This is a genomic window from Streptomyces sp. NPDC002817 (genome assembly GCF_053592055.1).
This window is the reverse complement of record NZ_JBSFUY010000001.1, coordinates 397,683-416,459: the sequence shown is the minus strand read 5'-3', so window position 1 is coordinate 416,459 and position 18,777 is coordinate 397,683. Positions and strand designations below refer to the sequence as shown.

Sequence of the window (18,777 nt, the reverse complement as noted above, 5' to 3'; positions counted from 1 at the left end):
CCGCCGGCCCGAGCCCGCCGAGCGCTGTGGACCACCGGCCCATCTGTGGAGAACTCCGCCACCCGAACGAGCGACGCCCCCGCGAGAAGGCCCCCGAGGGGCACGTCACCGCACCCCGGCCTCCGCCCCCAGCACCCTCCCGTACTGCTCCCGAACCTCCCGGTACCGCAACAACTCCGCCGCCACCGGATCCAGCACCCGAGCCCGCCCGCACCCGGCCGCCGCCTCCCTGAGCCGCCGCTCCGCCTCCATCCCGTACCGCCGCGCGGGCCCCCGCGCGGCCATCCGGCAGCTCCATTCCACGAGCGGCCCACCGATGATCCCGACCACCATCAACAGCACCGGCACACCGAGGTTCGGCGCCATGAACCCGGCGATCTGACCCACCAGCCACAGCCCGCCGACGATTTGAAGAAGCGTCATGCACGCCTGCGCGAACACGGCCGCCGGCCACCAGCCCGGCCGGGGCGGCCGGCCCGGCGGCAGCCCCGCGCGCGCGGCCAGCTCGTCCAGTGCCTCGGGCAGCCCCTGCGAGCCCCGTGCGGCCGCCTCCCGCACCGCCTGCGCCCATGGCGGCGCGAGCCCGGCCGAGGCCCGGTCGGCCACCATCCGCACCGCCTGCTCGACACGCTGCCGAGCCGTGGCCTCCTCATCGGCCTGAGCACGCAACGGGAGGCGCCCGGTGGCCGGTTCGAGCCGGTCCTGGTGCCACCGCCACAGCCGTAGCCACGGTGTCCCGCAGGCGCGGTTGGCGTTGCGCAGCCACGCCCGCTCGGCCGCCTCGCCGGCCGCCGTCGCACCGACCGCGTCCGCGAGCCGCACGGCGAACTCGTCCCGCGCCTCCTCGCTCAGCCCGGTCCGCCGCCCGGTGGCGTACACGGACCGCAGCCGCCACGCGGCGGCGTCCACGTCGGCGGAGATCCGGCGCCCCGGCGCTCCCCGCTCGGTCACGAACTGGCCGAGCGTCTCGCGCAGTTCCCCCACGCCGTCCCCGGTGAGCGCGGACAGCGCGAGCACGGTCGCGCCCGGTTCGCCGTACTCGCCCAGCGCGATCCCGTCCTCGTCGAGCAGCCGCCGCAGGTCGTCGAGGACCTGCTCGGTGGCCTCCCCGGGCAGCCGGTCGGTCTGGTTGAGGACGACGAACATGACCTCCGCGTGTCCCGCCATGGGCCGCAGATACCGCTCGTGCAGCACGGCGTCGGCGTACTTCTCGGGGTCGACGACCCAGATGACCGCGTCGACGAGGTCGAGGATGCGGTCCACGTGCTCGCGGTGCTGTACGGCCGCGGAGTCGTGGTCGGGCAGGTCCACCAGGACGAGCCCGCGCAACTGCGCCTCCATCTCGGCGTTCTGCACCGGGCGGCGCCTGAGCCGCGGCGGGATGCCGAGCCGCTCGATGAGGCTCGCCGCGCCGTCGCTCCAGCTGCACGCGATGGGCGCGGCGGTGGTCGGGCGTCGTACGCCCGTCTCCGAGATGGTCACCCCGGCCAGCGCGTTGAACAGCTGCGACTTGCCGCTGCCCGTGGCGCCCGCGATGGCGACGACGGTGTGCTGCCCGGACAGCCTGCGCCGCGCCGCCGCCTCGTCGAGCACCCGGCCCGCCTCGGCGAGCGTCCGGCTGTCGAGCCGGGTCCGGGAGAGCCCCACGAGTTCGCGCAGCGCGTCGAGCCGCGACCGGAGCGGTCCGTCGTACGCGAGCGGCGCGGCGATCTGCGCACCGGAACCCCGGGTCTCGACCACGGCGACGGGCTCCGCCGCGGCGGCCTCGTTGACCCGCCGCGCGATCAGCCCGTCGTCCCACGCGTCCGAGGAGTCCGTACGGTCCTCCCCGCGCGCGTGCTCGTCGCCCGGCTCCTCGGGCTCGTCCTCCACAAGGTCCACGGCATCCCCGCTCTCCACGGCCTCGTCCTCCGCCGGCCTGCCGTCCTCGTCCTCGGAGACGGCGTCCTGCGTGTGATCGGTCTGGTCCTCGTCAGTGACGGCGGTCACCGGTCACCTCTCCTTCTGCAGTACGGACAGCGCGGCGATGAGTTCGGCCTGGGGCTCGGGGTGTACGTCGAGGGCGTCGAGCGGCGCGAGCCGGCGCTCGCGTTCCGTCTGGACCACCCGGTCCAGGTGCTCGGTGAGCAGCCGCCCGCCCCGGTCGCGCAGCCTGAGCGCGCCGTGCGCCCCGATCCGCTCGGCGAGCCCCTCGCCCGCGGAACGCGCCCGGCGGCCGCCCAGCAGCGCGGTGGCGACGAGCGCGGCGATCGCCTCGGGGTCGGGCGCGATGCTCCGGTCGAGGTCGCGCACCTCCTCCTCGGCGAACTCCTCGAGCTCGCGCCGCCACCGTCGTACGGCCATCCCGATCCGGTGTTCGGCGCTCTCCAGCGCCGGGTCCCGGCCGGTCAGCTCGGGGGCGTCCGCCGCCGGTTCGCGCCGCCAGGCCTCGTCGACGCGCTCGTCGGCGGCGCTGACGGCGCACAGCAGGAGCGCGGCGAGGCTCTCCGTGAGCGCGTCGAGAAGCTCTGCGGCGGAGCAGTCGAGCGGGAACGCGCGCCAGCGCTTGAGCGCGTCCCCGGCGAGCACGGCGCCCGCCTGCAGCCGTCCTCGCACGCGCGTGTGCTCGCTGTCGTACGCCCCGTCGACGGCGGCGGTGAGCCGCAGCGCGGCCGCGTACTGGGCGGCGGCGGCGCTGGCCAGCTCGGGCATGCGGGCCTTGAGCGAGTCGAGGACCCCGTGGGCGGTACGGCCCAGGGTGTGCTGCCGGGCGGCCGGGTCCTGGGCCTGGTGGACGAGCCAGGCCCTGAGCGGTGCGACGGCGGTGGCCGGCAGCAGTCCGCCGCCCCATGCCGACTCGGGGAGCTCGGGCACGGTGAATCGCGGTACCTCGCCGAGTCCGGCCTTGGTGAGCAGCGCCCCGTACTGGCGGGAGACCTCGGAGACGACCTGGTGCGGCACCCGGTCGAGGACGGTCACGAGGGCGGCGTTGTACTCCTTGGCGGTACGCAGCAGATGCCAGGGGACGGCGTCGGCGTACCGGGCCGCCGTGGTGACCATGACCCAGATGTCGGCCGCGCAGATGAGTTCGGCGGCCAGGGTGCGGTTGTCGGCGACGAGGGAGTCGACGTCGGGTGCGTCGAGGAGGGCGAGGCCGGGCGGGAGGGTGTCGGCGGTCTCGACGCGCAGCACGCGCGCGGGATTCTCGCCGGGCAGCAGGAGTTCGTCGCTCACGTCCTGGTGCGGCACCCAGACGCGCGTGAGGTCGGGCAGTACGCGCATTCCGCTGAACCAGTGATGGTCCTCCGGATGGCACACCAGCACGGGTGTCCGCGTGGTCGGCCGCAGTACGCCCGCCTCGCTGACCCGTCTGCCCACAAGGGAGTTGACGAGGGTCGACTTGCCGGCGCCCGTCGAACCCCCCACGACGGCCAGCAAGGGCGCTTCGGGTTCCCTCAACCGGGGCACCAAGTAGTCGTCGAGCTGGGCGAGGAGTTCGTCGCGGTTGGCACGCGCGCGTGGAGCCCCCGCAAGGGGCAGCGGGAAGCGTGCGGCGGCGACACGGTCGCGCAGGGCGGAGAGTGCGTCGAGCAGCTGAGGCCGTACGTCCAAGGTCACCACATGTGAAGAATGCCCAATTTTAGGTGATTTCTGAAGCATATGACCATGTCTGCGCGCCGATAGAACACAAGGGGACGGAAGGGGCGACTGGGACAACGGCACAGTCCAGGCATAACGAGTGCACAACACCCGGGGCGTGAGACGCCAAAAGCGATGCACGATTCGTACCTGCCTGCGATTATCAGGACCGCTTCACTGAACCTCCACATTGAGCCACGGAGGCGAAGCAGCAGGGACAAGGATCCGGGAGCCCTATCCTTGTCCCCGGCAACGTCACGGATCAGCCCACACCCGGGCACCAGGTACGAGGCCACCACACCGGCCCCCGTAGCTCAGTGGATAGAGCAGGCGCCTTCTAAGCGCTTGGCCGCAGGTTCGAGTCCTGCCGGGGGCGCCTCTTCTTCTGCTCTCCTCCGGGAGGGCTTTTTTGCTGGTCAGAGCCTGTCCGGCCGCACACGGACGAGCGCCGACCCCTCCCCCGGTGATCGCGGGGAGAAACCGGCACAGTCAGGATGCGCTGTTCAGGGTCCGGAAGTTGCCCGGAAATACACCGTGCGCGGGCCGCCGGCAGCACGAGGCGCTCCGGGGCGAGCAGGTATCCGAGCCTCAGGAGCGTGACCCCTCGAGCGGGACGCCTAGTAGTAGTACCCGGACGCGTTGTTGTTCTTCAGGGAAGAATTCAGATCTACCCGCACGAGCGAGGGTATGGACTGGCAGGCGACCGAGCAGTTGTAGAAGACGCCGAAACGGTGGTCGCTACGATTCCACACCGCGGCGGCGTTGTTCTTCACAGGCTGGGTGGCCCCCTCTCCACCGTAGTTGGAGATCTGAAAGGCCAGAGCCTGTCCGGTCGCGGAGTATCTGTAGTCCGCAATGTCCCCGTGCTGCTTAAATATTCCGTTCAGGCCGTTCTCGATCGAGTTGTAGTACAGGCACGCCTCGCCCGTCTCACAACTGTAGGGCGGGCAATTGACCCCCACCGTGCAGGCTGTAGGCACCTGGGCTTGCGCCGCACCCATCGATGCGGCATTCACCCCAAAGATGCTCAGGGATACCGCAGCGATACTCAGAAATTTTCTGTTCACTTCGCCGGCCTTTCACTCGTTCTTCGACTTCTTGAGGATCCGCTCGGCCGCTCGCACCTGATGAGTCAGCTGCTTCTTCACTGCCAGGAGCGTGTCCTGATTGGCTCTCACTGCCAGCTCCTGATGCTCGAAGTCAGCGGCGAACCAGACACCTACGACATTGTGTCGACTTCGGCACTCCTGATCAGCCACGGCCGTCCGGATTTCTGTGCCGGTCGGCTTCTTCGACTTTGCCCACCGCGCATCACCCAAAGCATCCAGCGGGCTCCGATAGGAGTACTCGTACTCTTTCATACAGCGTGACCAGAGCTCGAACACGTCAAGCGTTCGGGCATCCTTCTGGCCCTCCACGAGGGTCCTGAATTTGAGGTCGGTCGCGGCTTCGGCATCCCCGATGACTCCGTCGCGAGCTCCCGTGATCTCCAGCAAAGCGTCGCCGACACAGCCGTGGCCGCGCACCTGAAGACCATCTCGTGCGGTTCCGCCAGGACCGGAATCCTCACTCAGGTCGCGCGTGCCGGTCAGAGCGAACCATTTCTCGGCATCCGGCTGGGAACCGGTCGACTGCTGATTGCTGTCGGGAAAACCCCCGTCGGGGTGATAGCCCCATTTCTTCGCGTGAGTCATGCTCTGAAACCCGAAGCGACCGTCCACGCGAGTCTTCGGCGCATCCGCCCCGATGCCGGAGCAGGAAGAACTGGACATGCGATAGGTGAATCCGTACTCGCGCATACAGCTCGCCACACTCGTCGAGTAGGCCGAGAAAACCGACTCCGTCTGCGCAGGGTTCAAGAGATATTCATCCAGCGGCATTTCCCGGCTATTAGCGTTGGTCAATCGTGGAACATGCGTCTCGGCGCGCTTCGGTACGGCTTCTCCGTCGCTCCCGGCGCCACAGCCGACCAGCATGACCATGGCCGCGAAGAGCAATGCACCCGACCCGAGCCCCAGAACGCGAGAACGCCGACGCGTACGCGGCATCCGGCCTCCAGTGGAAATCCTCGTCATGCGGACGCTGCGAAATCCCAACAGCAGCCCGCCGGAGGCGTTTTATGGTGTTCTGCGTCGTGCAATCATCATGCTCATGACCTTGTGGCCAGCATGTGCCCGACGCGTAAAGGCCAACGCAGGCAGCGGACGAACCATTTGTGCGCCTTCGGACAACTAGAGCGCTTTTATCCCGGGCCCCGGAATCACGCGCTCTCTTCCCTGAGCAAGCCGAATCCCATTGCCGTATGCGGCGTACAGTCGACCTCCTGAGCCATGAGGGACAGAAAGAGGACCGACGTGCGACTGCGTTGTGCTGTGCTCGACGACTTCCAGCGGGTGGCGACCGAGATCGCCGACTGGTCACCGGTCACGGACGACGTCGAGGTCGTCGGCTTCGACACCCACTTCGCCGACGAGGACGCGCTCGCGGAGGCGCTCGCCGGGTTCGACATCGTGGTCACCCTGCGCGAGCGGGTGCCCTTCCCCGGGTCCCTCATCGCCCGTCTGCCCCGGCTGAAGCTGCTGGTCGCCTCCGGGATGCGCAACAGCGTCATCGACTACGCCGCCGCCGAGGCGCACGGCGTCACCGTGTGCGGCACGGCCAGCTCCTCCACCCCGCCCGTCGAACTCACCTGGGCGCTGCTGCTCGGCCTGGCCCGCGGGATCGTCGAGGAGAGCAACGCCCTGCGCGCAGGCGGCCCCTGGCAGTCCACGGTCGGCGCCGACCTGCACGGCCGCCGGCTCGGCCTCCTCGGACTCGGCAAGATCGGCAGCCGGGTGGCGCAGATCGGCCTCGCGTTCGGCATGCGCGTCAGCGCGTGGAGCCAGAACCTCACCAAGGAGTACGCCGACGAGGTGGGCGTCGAACTCGCCCCCTCCAAGGAGGACCTCCTGCGCGACAGCGACTTCGTCTCCGTCCACCTCGCCCTGAGCGACCGCACCCGCGGTCTGCTCGGCCCCGCCGAACTCGCCCTCCTCAAGCCGACGGCGTACCTCGTCAACACCTCACGCGCGGCGATCGTCGACCAGGACGCCCTCCTCGCCACGCTCCACGCGGGCCGTATCGCCGGAGCCGGCGTCGACGTCTTCGACCTCGAGCCCCTGCCCGCCGACCACCCGATGCGCACGGCTCCGCGCCTGCTCGCCACACCCCATCTGGGCTATGTGTCGCAGGCCAACTACCGGACGTACTACGGCCAGGCGGTCGAGGACATCCAGGCGTACCTCGCGGGCTCACCCGTACGGCTGCTGCCCTGAGGGCTCAGGCCGCCCGCCGGTAGATCCCCTCGCTCCGGTCCAGATGATGCAGGTCCACCAGATGGCGCCGGAGCGTCACATGGTCGACGTCGCCGTCCTCGCACCATTCCTGGAGCTTCTCGTTGACGGTCCGTTCGGGGTACTCGACGCCCGGCTCGAAGGTGTGTTCGGCGATGTACTGCAGCACGACCTTCTTACGGGTCCACTGCGCGGGCAGCCGGACCAGCCGCCCTTCACGGACGAACGTCTGCAAGGTGCGCTCGTCCCGGGAGCCGGTGTGCTCGGGAGCCGCCTCCGCGCGCTCCACACGCGCGGCCTCCCGGAAGACCTCGTGGACAACGCGCAGTTCACCGCCGTCCCCGGCGGTCACCACGCCCTGCTCCCGCAGTTTCAGCAGCGCCAGGGCCGCGTCCTTGGCGGACACACCGGCCGCCCGCGCAACCTCCTCCGGGGTCTCCGCGCCCAGGGCCACCGCCGCGAAGGCGCGTACCCGGGTCTCGTCGGTGAACAGACGCATGAGTCGGTCGGTAGCCATGCCGGGAGGCTAGTTGAGGCCCCTCCCGGGAGCTGAGGATTTTTCCGCCCCCTCGATGCCGGGCGGCGCGTCCGCTCTTCAAAAAGGGTGATCCGCACATGATCGCCGTTACCAGCCGTCAGCGGCGGCGTTGAACGGGAAGTGCGGCGGCGAGTCCAGCTGCCGCGCTCATCGATTCACTAAGGAGAACGTGATGTCTCGCATCGCGAAGGCTGCCGGTGTCGCCCTCGGCGCCGGTGCCGTGGCGCTCGGCAGCGCCGGTATGGCCATGGCGGACGCGGGCGCCCATGGTGAGGCCGCCCACTCGCCCGGCGTCGGGTCCGGCAACGTCGTCCAGGTCCCGGTCCACGTCCCGGTCAACGTGTGCGGCAACACCGTCAACGTCATCGCCCTGCTGAACCCGGCGTTCGGCAACACCTGCGCCAACGTCAGCGACGGCCACGACGACCACGACCGCGGTGGCTACGGCGGCTGACGCCTCGTCAACCCGGAAGGGCCCCGGCACTCCGAGCGCCGGGGCCCTTCCGCGTATCCGCCTCGTCGGCCACGCCGCGTCAGGCGTACCGATAGATCGCGCTGACGTCCTCCAGCGAATCCGGCGTCACATCCCACGGCGGCATCTTCTCGTGCCGCGCGACGATCCGCCGGTACTGTGCGCTCCCGGCGGCCGGCGGCTTCGCCGGCAGGTAGCGGGCGCCCGGGTGCCGCCGCTGCCAGCGGTACCACTGCAGGTCGACGAAGGCATGGTGCATCCAGAACACCGGGTCGTTGACGGACGCGCCACCGACCATGGCGCCGCCGACCCAGCGGTGCACACGGTTGTGGTTGCGCCAGGCGGCCTGGCCCCGCCCGCTCCCCCACCCCTCCAGCCGGTTGCGGAACCCCTTCGTGGCCGTCGAGTCCCAGGGCGAGACGTCGTAGACCGGGTCGTCGAGGGCCGACGCCAGATCGCCCTTGGTAGGCAGCGCGATCGGGTCGCGGACGCGCCCGAGGTCCCGGGTGAGGTACTCCTCGTCGGTCACGCCCTCCTTGATGGTCCAGTTGCCGCCCGTGTAGGCGAACGGCCCGGTCATCACCTGCCGGTCCGACGACCGCCCGGTGCCGCCCAGCAGGTCCTTGGTCCAGGGCGCCGACCCCGCCCCGCGGTCCTTGGTCCAGTCCCAGTACGGCACGGTCACCGACGAGTCCACCCGGCGCAGCGCCCGCTCCAGGTCCAGCAGGAAGCGCCGGTGCCAGGGCAGGAAGGACGGCGTCATGTGGGCCGTACGCAGTCCGCCCTCGCCGTCGCCGACGTAGAAGTCGATGTGCATCCGTACGAACTCGTCGTACTCGCCCCGCCGTTTGACCTCCAGCATCGCCTTCACGAACCGCCGCTTCTCGGCGCTGGTGAGGGTGCTCGCGTCCTTACGGATGTACGCCATGGTGTCCCCCCATGTGTGTATCGCGCAGTTGCTGCCCCGGCCCCAGCTCGTCGACGGCGGCGCGGGCCGCGTCGAGGGGTGTGTCGTAGGACCGGTAGTGGTCGACCATGCTCAGCCAGGTGCCGTCGGCCCGGCGCATCAGATGCAGGGTCCGGCCGTCGACGGTGACGTGCCACTGGGCGGCGCCCGAGGTGCGGCCCTCGGAGGTCTTGATGCCGCGGATACGACGGCCTCGATACGTCTCCTCGAAGCCGACCTCACCGGGGTCGTTCCCCTTCTGCGGCGGCCGGGAGGCCGCGACGACCGGGGCGAGCGCGAGGGCGCCGACCGCTGCGAGCAGGCCTCGCATCACGTCCCGCCGCCCGCTGCGGGCCGAGCCCGGTCTGGCCTGGCTTTTCGCCCCGGGCTCCGCCCCTACCGCCACTCCGCCGACACTGACGACCATCCTGTGCTCCTCGTCCGGTTCGGTTGATCCGTAGCGGTAACCGCGAAGGAGCCCGCCCGGTCACCATCCGATGGTCCGAGCGGGCTCCTGGGAGCGGGAGGCCCTTACAGTCCGGGGCCCATCACCAGGTTCGCGGCCGGCACGGTCTGCAGGACCGGCGTGAGGACGCCCACCTGCGGCAGCTTCGGCTCCGGCAGGCCGAAGTTGTCGGCGTTCGGCGCGGTCAGCGGGGCGTCCAGGGACAGGCCTGGGGCCAGCGTGCGCAGGTCGGAGGCCTGGGTGCCGACGCCGAGGTGGTCGAAGTCGTCGCCGAGGAGCTGCGGCAGGGGCGCGCGCAGACCCGCGCCGGGCAGCCCGCCGCTGACCGGCAGCTGCGGGATCACCCGCTCAGGAAGGAGCCGCCCCTCGACGTACTGCGGGCCCTCGGGCGCGCCCGGCATCGGCAGCGGGATCTCGCCGCCGACCTTGGGCAGCTCCACGTTGAGGGACTTCTCGATCCCGTCCAGCGGCACCGGGACGGGGACCGTGTCCACCGCCGCGGCGGGGGTCGCGGCGGCACCCATCGCGGCCGCGACCCCCGTGATGACGGCGGCAATGGTTCCTCGGGTGGTCGACTTCATCTCAGGTACGGTCCCTTTCCGAATTCAGTGGCTCAACGTCCGTACCGCGTAACGATCCCGGAACAGGCACCAGTGCAAGATTCGCCCGACTGCCGCAGTAGTACGACCGCTGAATTGTCAGCTCGTCCAGAAGTCCCACCAACGGGTCAGGATCAGCATTCCGACGATCCCGAGGTGCAACACCGCCACGACCCAGGTGAATTCACCGAGGAAGGACCTCAACCAGCTTGGCGCGGGCAGGAATCGGTTCCGTACGGCGAACGAGGTCACGTACCAGAACAGGAAAATGGTCGCGACCCACGCCAGACAGCACCACAGGCACAGGGCGTTGATCCGGTACAGCGACTCGAACTGCAGCCACGACACGAATCCGACGCCGAAGAGACAGCCCGCGTCGAAGGCGAGCCAGTACCAGCCGGGGAAGCGCGCACCGGCCAGCAGGCTCATGCCGACACCGATGACGATGCCGTAGGCGACCAGGCCCAGCATCGGGTTGGGGAACCCGAAGGCCGAGGCCTGGTCGCTCTGCATGACGCTGCCGCAGGACACCACGGGGTTCAGGCTGCAGCCCGGGGTGAAGTCCGGGTCCTCGAGCAGCTTGAACTTGTCGATGGTGATGACCCAGGAGGCCAGCAGTCCGGCGGCTCCCGTGATCACCAGCAGTACGGCGAACGCGCGACTGCCGCCCGCGGTCCGCGACATCAGCCGCGCAGGCTGCGGGCCGGGAGGACGATGTGCGCGGCCGCGTTCAGGGTGTCGTCGGCGCCCGCGAAGTCGGCCAGCGCCTCGGGCTCGATGGGCCGGCCCGGCTTGGCCTCGGGCCACGGGCGGGTGGTGAACACGAAGTAGGCGAAGCCGCGCTCGGCCACCGCCTCCAGCCACTCGGCCGGCGGGGTGCACTGGGCGTTGAAGCCGGGCATGTTGACGACGGCCGTACCGGCCTCGACGAGCAGGCTGACCGGCAGGCTCGACCGGGCGTTGCCGTCGACGAGGTCGCCGCCGACGGGCAGGCCGTTGTTCTCCAGCAGCGCTTCGACGGCGGCCGTGGAGGCCTCCGGTCCGGCCGCGGCGTCCCCGAGGGTGTAGGCGAGGAGGTAGGGCATGTGGCCGTCGGGGGCATCGCCGCTCCAGGCCATGACGACGAGCGTGCCCAGGTCGGCGGCGTTGAAGGGGCGGGTTTCGCTTTGGGTTGAGGTCACCGCGCGACCATATCGACGGGCCGGAACCCCGCCGGGCCCGTTCTCACCCGACCGGGCGATGCCCCGCACACGGTCCACACGAACGAGGGACGCGCCCTCGAACAGCGCGAAGGGCCGATCCCATGCGCCACGGAACCGGCCCTTTCGGCAAGAGCGATACGTCAGCCACCCAGCGGAAGGCCGCCGATCAGACCGCTGTTGTTCAGCGTGGCGGTCGCACCCTTCACGGTGTTGAGCACGGAGTCCTTGTTCTCGGTGTCGAGCGCGTTCGACTGGTGCTGCAGCGGCATCACGTCGGCGGGAGCGAGCTGACCGCTGGTGAGCGTGTTCACGGCGCCGGTGAGGCTGGTGGGCGTGACGTCGGCGGCGCTGTGGGCGAACGCGGGCGCGGCAACGCCGGCGAGGGCCACGGTACCGGCAACAACAGCAGCAGCCTTCAGGGACTTCATCGTGTTCCTTTCTTCGGCAACTCACGTCACCAGAGCGAATTATGACGCTGTGCCTAACGATTCCCGACCGGCCCGGAAACTCCGTACGCAGAAAATTTCTGCAACCCACCCGTTGGGATTCCCGCGGGTTATTAAAAAGCAATAGGAAAACAGAACAGCCGTTGTGCCGGTCTGGTCGACCGGCACAACGGCTGGGGTGACGACTGCTTCGCCTCAGGCGCCGCCCTGGTCTCAGGAGGGCACCGGCGGAGTCAGGAGGCGGGCAGCGGCAGCGGGACCGGCAGGGGCGGTACCGGGACCGGCAGGGGCGGTACCGGCACCGGCAGGTCCGCCGGGAGCGGCAGCGGGAGTCCGCCGCCCAGCAGCAGCGCGAGGATGGCGTTGAGGAGACTGCTCACCACCTTCGTGGCGGCCGGGACCACCTTGGTGGGGTCGCCGGAGGTGGCCGCGGCGAGCAGGTCGCTGACCGCCGTCTGCAGGGCGGCGAGCGCGTCGCCGACCGCGTCGGCGGAGGGCGCCTTGGAATCCGCGGAGGCCGCCTTGGAGTCGACGCCGCTCTTGTCCACGGGCAGCGGGAGCGCCGGCACGGGCAGGGGCAGGGGCAGTGCGTCGGACGGCGTGGTCGTGGCCGGTGGAGTCGTCGGCGTGGTGGTGGCCGGCGGGTCGGCCGGCAGCGGCACCGGCACGGGGGCCGCGGCGGTGACCTTGGCGATGGCTGCCTTGACCGCGTCCAGGAGCTGCGTCGCCTGCTCGGGGGAGACCTGTCCGTCGTCGGCCTTGAGCACGGCGTTCAGCACATCGGTGACCGGGGCGAGCACGCTTCCGAGGTTGCCCAGGGTCTGGACCTGTGCGAGGAGCCCGTCCACGCCGGGGAGAGGCGCCTTCGCCGCCTCCTCGATGCGCTCGCTCTTCGACTCGTTGTCGACGGCAACCGCGGCTGGTGCGGTGATCCCGATCAGGAGGGTGGCGGTGACGGCGGCTGACGCGAGACGTCGTGCGGACTGAGCACGCATGGAGGATCCCTTTCGATGTGGGGAGGATCTTGTGCCCACCGTGAAAGCGCTCACCGCGCTCTGCAACCGAACGGACCCGCACCGTAATCACCGGTCCCGGGCGTCCTCCCTGGTGAGACGGCATGTCAAGCCCCGCTCACCCTGTCGCGCCCCCCACCCCCCATTCGGGGCAACGCAAACCGGCCGCCCTCCCGTGGGGGAACCACGGGAGGACGGCCGGCAAGGGTGATGCGCGCGGACGTCAGTCGTTGACGCAGGTGTTGCCGAAGGCGGGGTTCAGCAGACCGATGACGTTCACGGTGTTGCCGCAGACGTTGACCGGAATGTGGACCGGAACCTGGACGACGTTGCCCGACAGCACGCCCGGGGAGTGGGCGGCCACGCCGTTCGCGCCACTGTCGGCGGCGGCGATGCCGGCACCGCCGGCGACGGCCGCGACGGCGGCGGAGGTAAGGACCAGGCCCTTCGCGATACGCGACATGGAGAGGTGCTCCTTGGGGGTTGACACAAAACACCCGGGCGGGGATGCCCGGCGCTGTGTCAACGCATGGGGCGCGCGCGGGTTGCGCCGCCAATGGGGTGATCTCGCGAGAGCCCGACTTCACCAATCCGACACACTTGCCCGGTTTCGCCGGATTAATACGGATAGCGGCTAGAGTTGCGGACCTCTTGACGCACCCCTATAGCCAGCAAATCGCACTCATGACGCCCTGGCACCACGACCCGGGCGTGCCACCTCCCGACCCCGCACCTTTTCCCGGAAGGTCCACCCGGTCATGCGCCATTCCCTGCGCCCGTTGCTGCGCCGTGCGACGGTAGGAGCCCTCGCCCTCGCCACGATGTGGGCCCCCGGTGGCGCCCTCGCGGCCGCCCCACCCTCCCCCGAGGCCGGGCGGCTGCCGTTCGCCGAGCGGTTCCGCGCACTCCAGCACGGCGGGATGGTCCGGGCGGCCAACGCCTCCATCAGCTGCCGGGCGGGCACCGCCCAGCCCTCCTGCCCCGCCGTCCGGGACGGCAGGACGGCGGTCAACGGCGACCTTGACATGTTCTACGTCGACGTCGACACCGACCCGAACACCTACAACTCCTCCCGCGCGGAGGTCCGGTTGCCCGAGGGCGCCCGGGCCACGTACGCGCGGCTGTACTGGGGCGGCAACCTCCGCGTCGGCGAGCAGAAGCCGCCCAGGGACAACGGCCGGGTGCTGATCGCCGAGCCCGGCGGCCAGTACAAGGAGGTCCTCGCGGACACCCTGGTCGGTCATCGGGTGGCCCAGGGCGCGGACGCCTTCCAGGCCTCGGCGGACGTCACGAAGCTGGTCCGGGAGAGCGGTTCGGGCCTCTACACCGTCGCCCAGGTCAATGTGGCGATGGGGAGGTCGGCGGCCGGTTCGTGGGGCGGCTGGACGCTGGTGGTCGCGTACGAGAAGGCGGCGGAGCCGCTGCGTCATCTGGCCCTGTGGGACGGCTTCGAGACACTCGGAGCCGCCCAGGAGGTCCGGCTCCGGAAGCTGGACTTCCCGAAGGGCGCCTCCGGACGGGCCGGACTGGTCGCCTACGACGGCGACCGCGGCCGTACGGGTGACTCGCTCACCCTTTCGACCGGCGCGACGGACCGCGGGGCGCCCCTGGTACTGACCGACGCCGCCAACCCCCGTACAGATGTGCTGAATTCAACGATCTCCGAGCCCGGATCGACGCCGTCGCAGCGCGTCCCCTCGTATGCGAACACCCTCGGTTACGACTCCGACGTGTTCGATCTCGGCACGGCTCTGCGACCCGGTGGTGACCAGCTGGCCTTCCGGCTCGTTTCCCAGCGGGACGCGGCGTGGACCGGCGCACTTTTCGTCGCTGTCGACGCGCAGTGAGGCGCGTTCCCGCCCGTCCCGAGTGCCATCCGTGAGCGAGGAAACCGCGCAATGCACCAGTCAGCAACCGACCCTCGGCCACGGGTCCTTCACCTCACACAACCCGTGGAGGGCGGGGTCGCCCGGGTCGTGACGGACCTGGTGCGAGCCCAGCTCGCGGCCGGGCTGCAGGTCGCGGTGGCCTGTCCGGACGGCGCCTTCGCCGACGGTCTGCGGGAGCTGGGGGCCGACGTACGGCGGTGGCGGGCGACGCGGTCGCCGGGGCCGTCGCTCGTCGGGGAGGTACGACGCCTCGCTCGGGTGATCGAAGAGGTACGGCCCGAACTGGTGCACGCACACAGCGCGAAGGCCGGTCTGGCCGGGCGGCTCGCGGTGCGAGGACGGGTGCCGACGGTGTTCCAGCCGCACGCATGGTCGTTCGAGGCGGTCGGCGGAACCACCGCGGCACTCGCACTGAAATGGGAACGGTGGGGGGCGCGTTGGGCCTCCCGGGTGGTGTGCGTGAGCGGCGCGGAGCGCACGACCGGCGTACGCGCCGGGATCGCCGGGCGGTGGAGCGTCATCCCCAACGGCATCGACCCCGCCCGCTTCCACCCCGCCTCCGTGGGCACCGTACGCGCGTCACTGCTGCCGGACGTCGATCCGCAGGCCCCGCTCGTCGTGTGCGTGGGGCGGCTGTGCCGGCAGAAGGGGCAGGACGTCCTGCTCGACGCGTGGGACGCGGTGCGGGAGCGGGCGCCGCGGGCACGGCTCGTGTTCGTCGGCGACGGACCCGACCGCGCCCGACTCGCCGCGCGCGCCCCGGAGTCGGTGCTGTTCGCCGGGGCCGCCACCGACACCGCCCCCTGGTATCAGGCCGCCGACCTGGTCGTCCTGCCCTCGCGCTGGGAGGGCATGGCGCTCGCCCCGCTGGAGGCGATGGCCTGCGGACGGCCGGTCGTGATGTCCGACGTGGACGGCGCCCGGGAGAGCCTGCCGCCGCATCTCGCACCCCGCTGCCTCGTACCGCCGGGGGATCCGGCACTGCTCTCCGCCGCCGTCGCCGAGCTGCTTCTCGATCCGCTGCTGTGCGAGTCGCTCGGCCATCAGGGGCGCCATCACGTCCTGTCCACGCACGACGTGCGGCACACGACCGAGGCGGTGGCGGGTCTGTACCGCGAACTGCTCGGCGCCGTGGGACCGGTCGTGCCCACCGAGTACAGGGAGTCCATCCACTCGTGACCGCCGAAAGTACCGTTCCCTCGCCCGGCGGGCAGCCACGGGATCACGGATTCTCGCCCGTCTCGGTCATCCCGTCGCGCGGCGTCGCCGGCGGCTTCCGCTTCCCGCACCGCCGTCCGCAGCCCCGGCCCGCCTCGCCGGTGCCGCTGCTCGCCGCGGACCTGGCCGCCGCGCTGCTCGGCGCCCTCGCGCTCACCGGGACCGCACACCACCCGCTGCTCGCGGCCCTGCTGGTGTCCGCGTCGATGCTGCTGCGCCCGCACCTGCCCCGCGCGGTGCCGGGTGTCCTGGACGAACTGCCCGCCGTCTGCGGCCGGATCGCCGTGTCCTGGTCGGTGCTCGGCGCGCTGGTCGCCGCCTACGCCCCGCAGCACGCGCTGCCCGCCGACACGCTCGCCCTCGGATTCCTGCTCCAGTCGGCGGCGGCCTGCGCGGCCCGCGGCGCCGTGCACTGGCGGCGCCGCACGGTCCTGCTGAACCGCCCGCGCGCCGCCCTCGTCATCGGCCCCGCGACGACCGCGCAGCGCGTGGCCGCGGGCATCCTGCGCCACCCGCGCTGCGGAGTACGCCCGGTGGGCGTCGTCACCGAGACGCCGGACGGCAGCGAGGGCCTGCCCGTACTGACGACCGGCCAGGAGGTCGAGCGGGCGCTCATCCAGAACGGCGTACGGGACGTGCTGGTCGTGCATCCGTCCGTACGGTCCCAACAGGGGCCGCTGTTGCGGGCGTTGGCCGAGTCGGGCTGCGCGGTGTGGGAGGTCGACGCGGACTCCCCGTCGTACGCCACCCGCGACCAGCTCGCCGGATTCGCCTGCCGGCGTCTCGACATGGGGGGACGGCGGCGCGGCAGCTTCGGCAAGCGGGTGCTGGACGTGCTGGTGGCCGGGACCCTGCTGCTGCTGGTCAGCCCGCTGCTGCTGGTGTGCGCGGTGGTGCTGCGGCTGACCGACGGACGCGGCGTGGTGTTCCGCCAGGAACGCATCGGCAAGGACGGCCGCCCCTTCACGCTGCTGAAGTTCCGCACCCACCGCCCGGTCGACGAGCACGAGTCGGCGACCCGCTGGAGCGTGGCGGACGAACGCCAGATGTCGTGGTTCTGCCGCTTCCTGCGCACGACGTCCCTGGACGAGCTGCTGCAACTCTGGAACGTCCTGTGGGGCGACATGAGCCTGGTGGGACCGAGGCCCGAACGCCCGTACTTCGTCGCGAACTTCAGCCAGACGTACCCCGGGTACGCGGCCCGCCACCGTATGCAGACCGGCATCACCGGTCTCGCCCAGATCCACGGCCTGCGCGGCGACACCTCCATCGAGGACCGGGCTCGCTTCGACAACGCGTACATCGACAACTGGTCGCTGTGGCAGGACATCTGCATCCTGGCCCGCACCGCTGCCGCTCTCGTGCGTCCGACGGGGAGTTGAGCATGGACCACGTCCGCAGATGCGCGCCGGTGCTCCCGGTGGTGGCGGTGATCGCCCTGCTGGGGCTGCCGATCGGGCCGGGCGGCGAGGGGGGCGCGGGGCCCGCCGACGCGGTCTCGGCGCTGGTGGTGCTGTACTGCGGGATCCTCCTGGTACGGGATCGGCGGCGCCCCTTGTCGCGTACGGCGGCCGTGGTGCTGGGTCTGCCGGTGCTCGGGCTGGCGATCGCCGCCGCGGGAGCCTCCTCGCCGGGTGCCGGGATCACCGGCATGGGCCGCTATCTGCAGATCTTCGTCCTCGTCCCGGCCGCGGTGCTGCTGCTGATCCGGGGCCGGGGCGACTTCCGCGTCCTGGCCTGGTCCTTCGTGGGGCTCGCCCTGTGGCAGGGGGCGATCGGGGTGCACCAGTTCCTGACCGGGACCGGTGCCTCGTACCAGGGCCAGGAGATCCGTGCCGTCGGCACCTTCGGGGCGCAGGACGTGATGGGCATGGCGACGGTCGTGTGCTTCGGGCTGGTGTGCGCGGTGGGGCTGGCGCTGGGGCGGACCCCCGTACGGCACCGGGCGATCGCCGCCTGCTGCGCGCTGGCCCTGCTGGTGCCGCTCGCCCTGTCCTTCAGCCGCGGGGCGTGGATCGCCACGGCGGTGACGTGCACGGTGCAGCTGATGCTGGCCGGGATGCGGCGGGCGCTGAGGGTGGGGGCCGTGATGATGGCCCTGGGCGTGATCCTGGTGGGCGGTTTCGGGGTCGGTTCGGCGATGCTCCAGGAGCGGATCAGCAGCATCACGCAGGTCACCGACGCGCCCGACCAGTCCGTCACCGACCGGTACACCATGTGGGCGGCGGCGGTCGGCATGTGGCGTGAACAGCCTTTGACCGGCGTGGGGTTGAAGGGTTTCCCCGAACACCGGGACGCGCACGCCTCGCTGGCGCTGTCCGCCGGCAGCGACACCGAGGGCGCGGGCGCGGCCTTCCGCAAGCAGCCGCTGCTCTCCCCGCACAACATGTACCTCCTGATCCTCTCCGAGCAGGGCCTCATCGGCCTCCTCGCCCTCGCGGGCGGCTGGCTGGCCCTGCTGGTGTGCGGGCTGCGGAGGCTGGCGCTGGTACGCCGGTCCGGTCCGGGGCTCGACTGCGGCCTCGTCGCCTGCGGCTTCCTGGTCTGGCAGCTCACCGACTTCGCGTACGCCGACATCGGCGGACCCTCGACGGTACTGACAGCGGTGTGCTTCGGCCTGGCGGCCTGGTGGGCCCTGATCGGCAACACCCCGAAGCAGCCCACGGCAACCCCGACCCCGGCACCCGACCGCGCCGAGGAGGCGGCAACCCGATGACGGTGACGCCGCCCCGGTCTCCCGGGGACGCGGCGGGCTTCCCGAGCGGCAGAAGCGCGAGGCCCACCGGCGCATCCGCGGTCTCGCCGAGCACCCCGGGCGGACAGCACGCGGAGCCCACCGAGACATCCGGACGGACCCTGGCCTCGCAGAGCCAGCGGGCTTCCGCGGTTTCGCCGGGCACACCGACCGAACGGGGCACAGGACCTGACGAGGCTTCGGCGCGGGCCATGGTTACCCGGAACACCCGGACATCCGGGGCTTCGCCGGGCACCCCGGGCGGCCAGAACGCAGGAGCCGGCGAGGCTTCGGGGCAGGCCGT

19 protein-coding genes and 1 tRNA gene are annotated in these 18,777 nt (G+C 71.1%); 7 read left to right on the top strand and 13 right to left on the bottom strand.

Translation table 11 applies throughout. From position 1 onward, the window contains the following. Nucleotides 1-105: 105 nt before the first annotated feature. Both ACWD3I_RS01865 and ACWD3I_RS01860 read right to left on the bottom strand, forming a co-directional pair. Nucleotides 106-1,989, bottom strand: coding sequence for a YfjP family GTPase (locus ACWD3I_RS01865; RefSeq protein WP_365394311.1), 1,884 nt, complete (start codon nt 1,987-1,989; stop codon nt 106-108). A 3-nt stretch (nt 1,990-1,992) separates the two neighbouring features. Then, nucleotides 1,993-3,600, bottom strand: a complete 1,608-nt coding sequence (locus ACWD3I_RS01860; RefSeq protein WP_365394310.1) for a dynamin family protein — start codon at nt 3,598-3,600, stop codon at nt 1,993-1,995. 321 nt (nt 3,601-3,921) lie between these two features. Between ACWD3I_RS01860 and ACWD3I_RS01855 the strand changes: the two genes are divergently transcribed. After that, nucleotides 3,922-3,994: transfer RNA gene (locus ACWD3I_RS01855), tRNA-Arg, on the top strand. Nucleotides 3,995-4,235: 241 nt separating this feature from the next. Here ACWD3I_RS01855 and ACWD3I_RS01850 read toward each other — a convergent pair. Together ACWD3I_RS01850 and ACWD3I_RS01845 are read right to left on the bottom strand one after the other, a co-directional pair. Further along, nucleotides 4,236-4,634: a hypothetical protein gene (locus tag ACWD3I_RS01850; protein WP_365394309.1), complete on the bottom strand. Its 399-nt coding sequence runs from the start codon at nt 4,632-4,634 to the stop codon at nt 4,236-4,238. 63 nt (nt 4,635-4,697) lie between these two features. Beyond that, on the bottom strand, nt 4,698-5,600 hold the full coding sequence (locus ACWD3I_RS01845) for a hypothetical protein (protein ID WP_365394308.1): 903 nt from the start codon (nt 5,598-5,600) through the stop codon (nt 4,698-4,700). Between the two features lie 372 nt (nt 5,601-5,972). Here ACWD3I_RS01845 and ACWD3I_RS01840 point away from each other — a divergent pair, with 372 nt between their 5' ends. Beyond that, nucleotides 5,973-6,932, top strand: a complete 960-nt coding sequence (locus ACWD3I_RS01840) for a D-2-hydroxyacid dehydrogenase family protein (RefSeq protein ID WP_365394307.1) — start codon at nt 5,973-5,975, stop codon at nt 6,930-6,932. 4 nt (nt 6,933-6,936) lie between these two features. Here ACWD3I_RS01840 and ACWD3I_RS01835 read toward each other — a convergent pair whose 3' ends face one another. Continuing rightward, nucleotides 6,937-7,467, bottom strand: coding sequence for a DUF2087 domain-containing protein (locus ACWD3I_RS01835; protein ID WP_365394306.1), 531 nt, complete (start codon nt 7,465-7,467; stop codon nt 6,937-6,939). 193 nt (nt 7,468-7,660) lie between these two features. Between ACWD3I_RS01835 and ACWD3I_RS01830 the strand changes: the two genes are divergently transcribed. Then, complete coding sequence (locus ACWD3I_RS01830) at nt 7,661-7,942, top strand: chaplin (RefSeq protein WP_365394305.1); 282 nt, start codon at nt 7,661-7,663, stop codon at nt 7,940-7,942. A gap of 79 nt (nt 7,943-8,021) precedes the next feature. Here ACWD3I_RS01830 and ACWD3I_RS01825 read toward each other — a convergent pair whose 3' ends face one another. The 8 genes from ACWD3I_RS01825 to ACWD3I_RS01790 all read right to left on the bottom strand — a co-directional run bounded on the left by ACWD3I_RS01825 (nt 8,022) and on the right by ACWD3I_RS01790 (nt 13,095). After that, the gene (locus tag ACWD3I_RS01825; RefSeq protein ID WP_365394304.1) at nt 8,022-8,888 is read right to left on the bottom strand and encodes a tyrosinase family protein; all 867 of its coding nucleotides are present in this window, start codon (nt 8,886-8,888) and stop codon (nt 8,022-8,024) included. Beyond that, entirely contained in the window at nt 8,872-9,333 is a 462-nt protein-coding gene (locus tag ACWD3I_RS01820) for a tyrosinase family oxidase copper chaperone (RefSeq protein WP_365394303.1), read from the bottom strand. Before ACWD3I_RS01820 ends, ACWD3I_RS01825 begins: the two co-directional genes overlap by 17 nt. A gap of 104 nt (nt 9,334-9,437) precedes the next feature. Next, nucleotides 9,438-9,953 (bottom strand): hypothetical protein, encoded by a 516-nt coding sequence (locus tag ACWD3I_RS01815; protein ID WP_365394302.1) that lies wholly within the window; start codon nt 9,951-9,953, stop codon nt 9,438-9,440. A 117-nt stretch (nt 9,954-10,070) separates the two neighbouring features. Next, nucleotides 10,071-10,655, bottom strand: coding sequence for a vitamin K epoxide reductase family protein (locus ACWD3I_RS01810; protein WP_365394301.1), 585 nt, complete (start codon nt 10,653-10,655; stop codon nt 10,071-10,073). Continuing rightward, nucleotides 10,655-11,152, bottom strand: a complete 498-nt coding sequence (locus ACWD3I_RS01805; protein ID WP_266892215.1) for a DUF5949 family protein — start codon at nt 11,150-11,152, stop codon at nt 10,655-10,657. Before ACWD3I_RS01805 ends, ACWD3I_RS01810 begins: the two co-directional genes overlap by 1 nt. 161 nt (nt 11,153-11,313) lie before the next feature. Continuing rightward, nucleotides 11,314-11,601 (bottom strand): hypothetical protein, encoded by a 288-nt coding sequence (locus tag ACWD3I_RS01800; RefSeq protein ID WP_046263029.1) that lies wholly within the window; start codon nt 11,599-11,601, stop codon nt 11,314-11,316. A 251-nt stretch (nt 11,602-11,852) separates the two neighbouring features. Next, complete coding sequence (locus ACWD3I_RS01795; RefSeq protein ID WP_365394300.1) at nt 11,853-12,614, bottom strand: hypothetical protein; 762 nt, start codon at nt 12,612-12,614, stop codon at nt 11,853-11,855. Nucleotides 12,615-12,855: 241 nt separating this feature from the next. Next, entirely contained in the window at nt 12,856-13,095 is a 240-nt protein-coding gene (locus ACWD3I_RS01790; RefSeq protein ID WP_046263027.1) for a chaplin, read from the bottom strand. Between the two features lie 295 nt (nt 13,096-13,390). Here ACWD3I_RS01790 and ACWD3I_RS01785 point away from each other — a divergent pair, with 295 nt between their 5' ends. From ACWD3I_RS01785 to ACWD3I_RS01770, 4 genes are read left to right on the top strand one after another with little or no spacing between them, the layout of a single operon-like run. After that, entirely contained in the window at nt 13,391-14,479 is a 1,089-nt protein-coding gene (locus tag ACWD3I_RS01785) for a DUF3344 domain-containing protein (RefSeq protein WP_365394299.1), read from the top strand. Nucleotides 14,480-14,530: 51 nt separating this feature from the next. Beyond that, complete coding sequence (locus tag ACWD3I_RS01780; protein WP_365394298.1) at nt 14,531-15,700, top strand: glycosyltransferase; 1,170 nt, start codon at nt 14,531-14,533, stop codon at nt 15,698-15,700. Beyond that, nucleotides 15,697-17,121, top strand: coding sequence for an exopolysaccharide biosynthesis polyprenyl glycosylphosphotransferase (locus ACWD3I_RS01775; RefSeq protein ID WP_365394297.1), 1,425 nt, complete (start codon nt 15,697-15,699; stop codon nt 17,119-17,121). The genes ACWD3I_RS01780 and ACWD3I_RS01775 overlap by 4 nt, the downstream gene beginning before the upstream one ends. A 2-nt stretch (nt 17,122-17,123) precedes the next feature. Next, a complete protein-coding gene (locus tag ACWD3I_RS01770; RefSeq protein WP_365394296.1) occupies nt 17,124-18,455 on the top strand; it encodes an O-antigen ligase family protein in 1,332 nt (443 codons plus the stop codon). The last annotated feature ends 322 nt before the right edge of the window (nt 18,456-18,777 follow it).

Excerpts from the sequence above, each read along its gene's own strand:
- ACWD3I_RS01845 (WP_365394308.1), bottom strand. The coding sequence starts at position 5,600 with ATGGTCATGCTGGTCGGCTGTGGCGCCGGGAGCGACGGAGAAGCCGTA.
- ACWD3I_RS01835 (WP_365394306.1), bottom strand. The coding sequence starts at position 7,467 with ATGGCTACCGACCGACTCATGCGTCTGTTCACCGACGAGACCCGGGTA.
- ACWD3I_RS01830 (WP_365394305.1), top strand. The coding sequence starts at position 7,661 with ATGTCTCGCATCGCGAAGGCTGCCGGTGTCGCCCTCGGCGCCGGTGCC.
- ACWD3I_RS01825 (WP_365394304.1), bottom strand. The coding sequence starts at position 8,888 with ATGGCGTACATCCGTAAGGACGCGAGCACCCTCACCAGCGCCGAGAAG.
- ACWD3I_RS01820 (WP_365394303.1), bottom strand. The coding sequence starts at position 9,333 with ATGGTCGTCAGTGTCGGCGGAGTGGCGGTAGGGGCGGAGCCCGGGGCG.
- ACWD3I_RS01815 (WP_365394302.1), bottom strand. The coding sequence starts at position 9,953 with ATGAAGTCGACCACCCGAGGAACCATTGCCGCCGTCATCACGGGGGTC.
- ACWD3I_RS01810 (WP_365394301.1), bottom strand. The coding sequence starts at position 10,655 with ATGTCGCGGACCGCGGGCGGCAGTCGCGCGTTCGCCGTACTGCTGGTG.
- ACWD3I_RS01800 (WP_046263029.1), bottom strand. The coding sequence starts at position 11,601 with ATGAAGTCCCTGAAGGCTGCTGCTGTTGTTGCCGGTACCGTGGCCCTC.
- ACWD3I_RS01795 (WP_365394300.1), bottom strand. The coding sequence starts at position 12,614 with ATGCGTGCTCAGTCCGCACGACGTCTCGCGTCAGCCGCCGTCACCGCC.
- ACWD3I_RS01790 (WP_046263027.1), bottom strand. The coding sequence starts at position 13,095 with ATGTCGCGTATCGCGAAGGGCCTGGTCCTTACCTCCGCCGCCGTCGCG.
- ACWD3I_RS01785 (WP_365394299.1), top strand. The coding sequence starts at position 13,391 with ATGCGCCATTCCCTGCGCCCGTTGCTGCGCCGTGCGACGGTAGGAGCC.
- ACWD3I_RS01780 (WP_365394298.1), top strand. The coding sequence starts at position 14,531 with ATGCACCAGTCAGCAACCGACCCTCGGCCACGGGTCCTTCACCTCACA.
- ACWD3I_RS01770 (WP_365394296.1), top strand. The coding sequence starts at position 17,124 with ATGGACCACGTCCGCAGATGCGCGCCGGTGCTCCCGGTGGTGGCGGTG.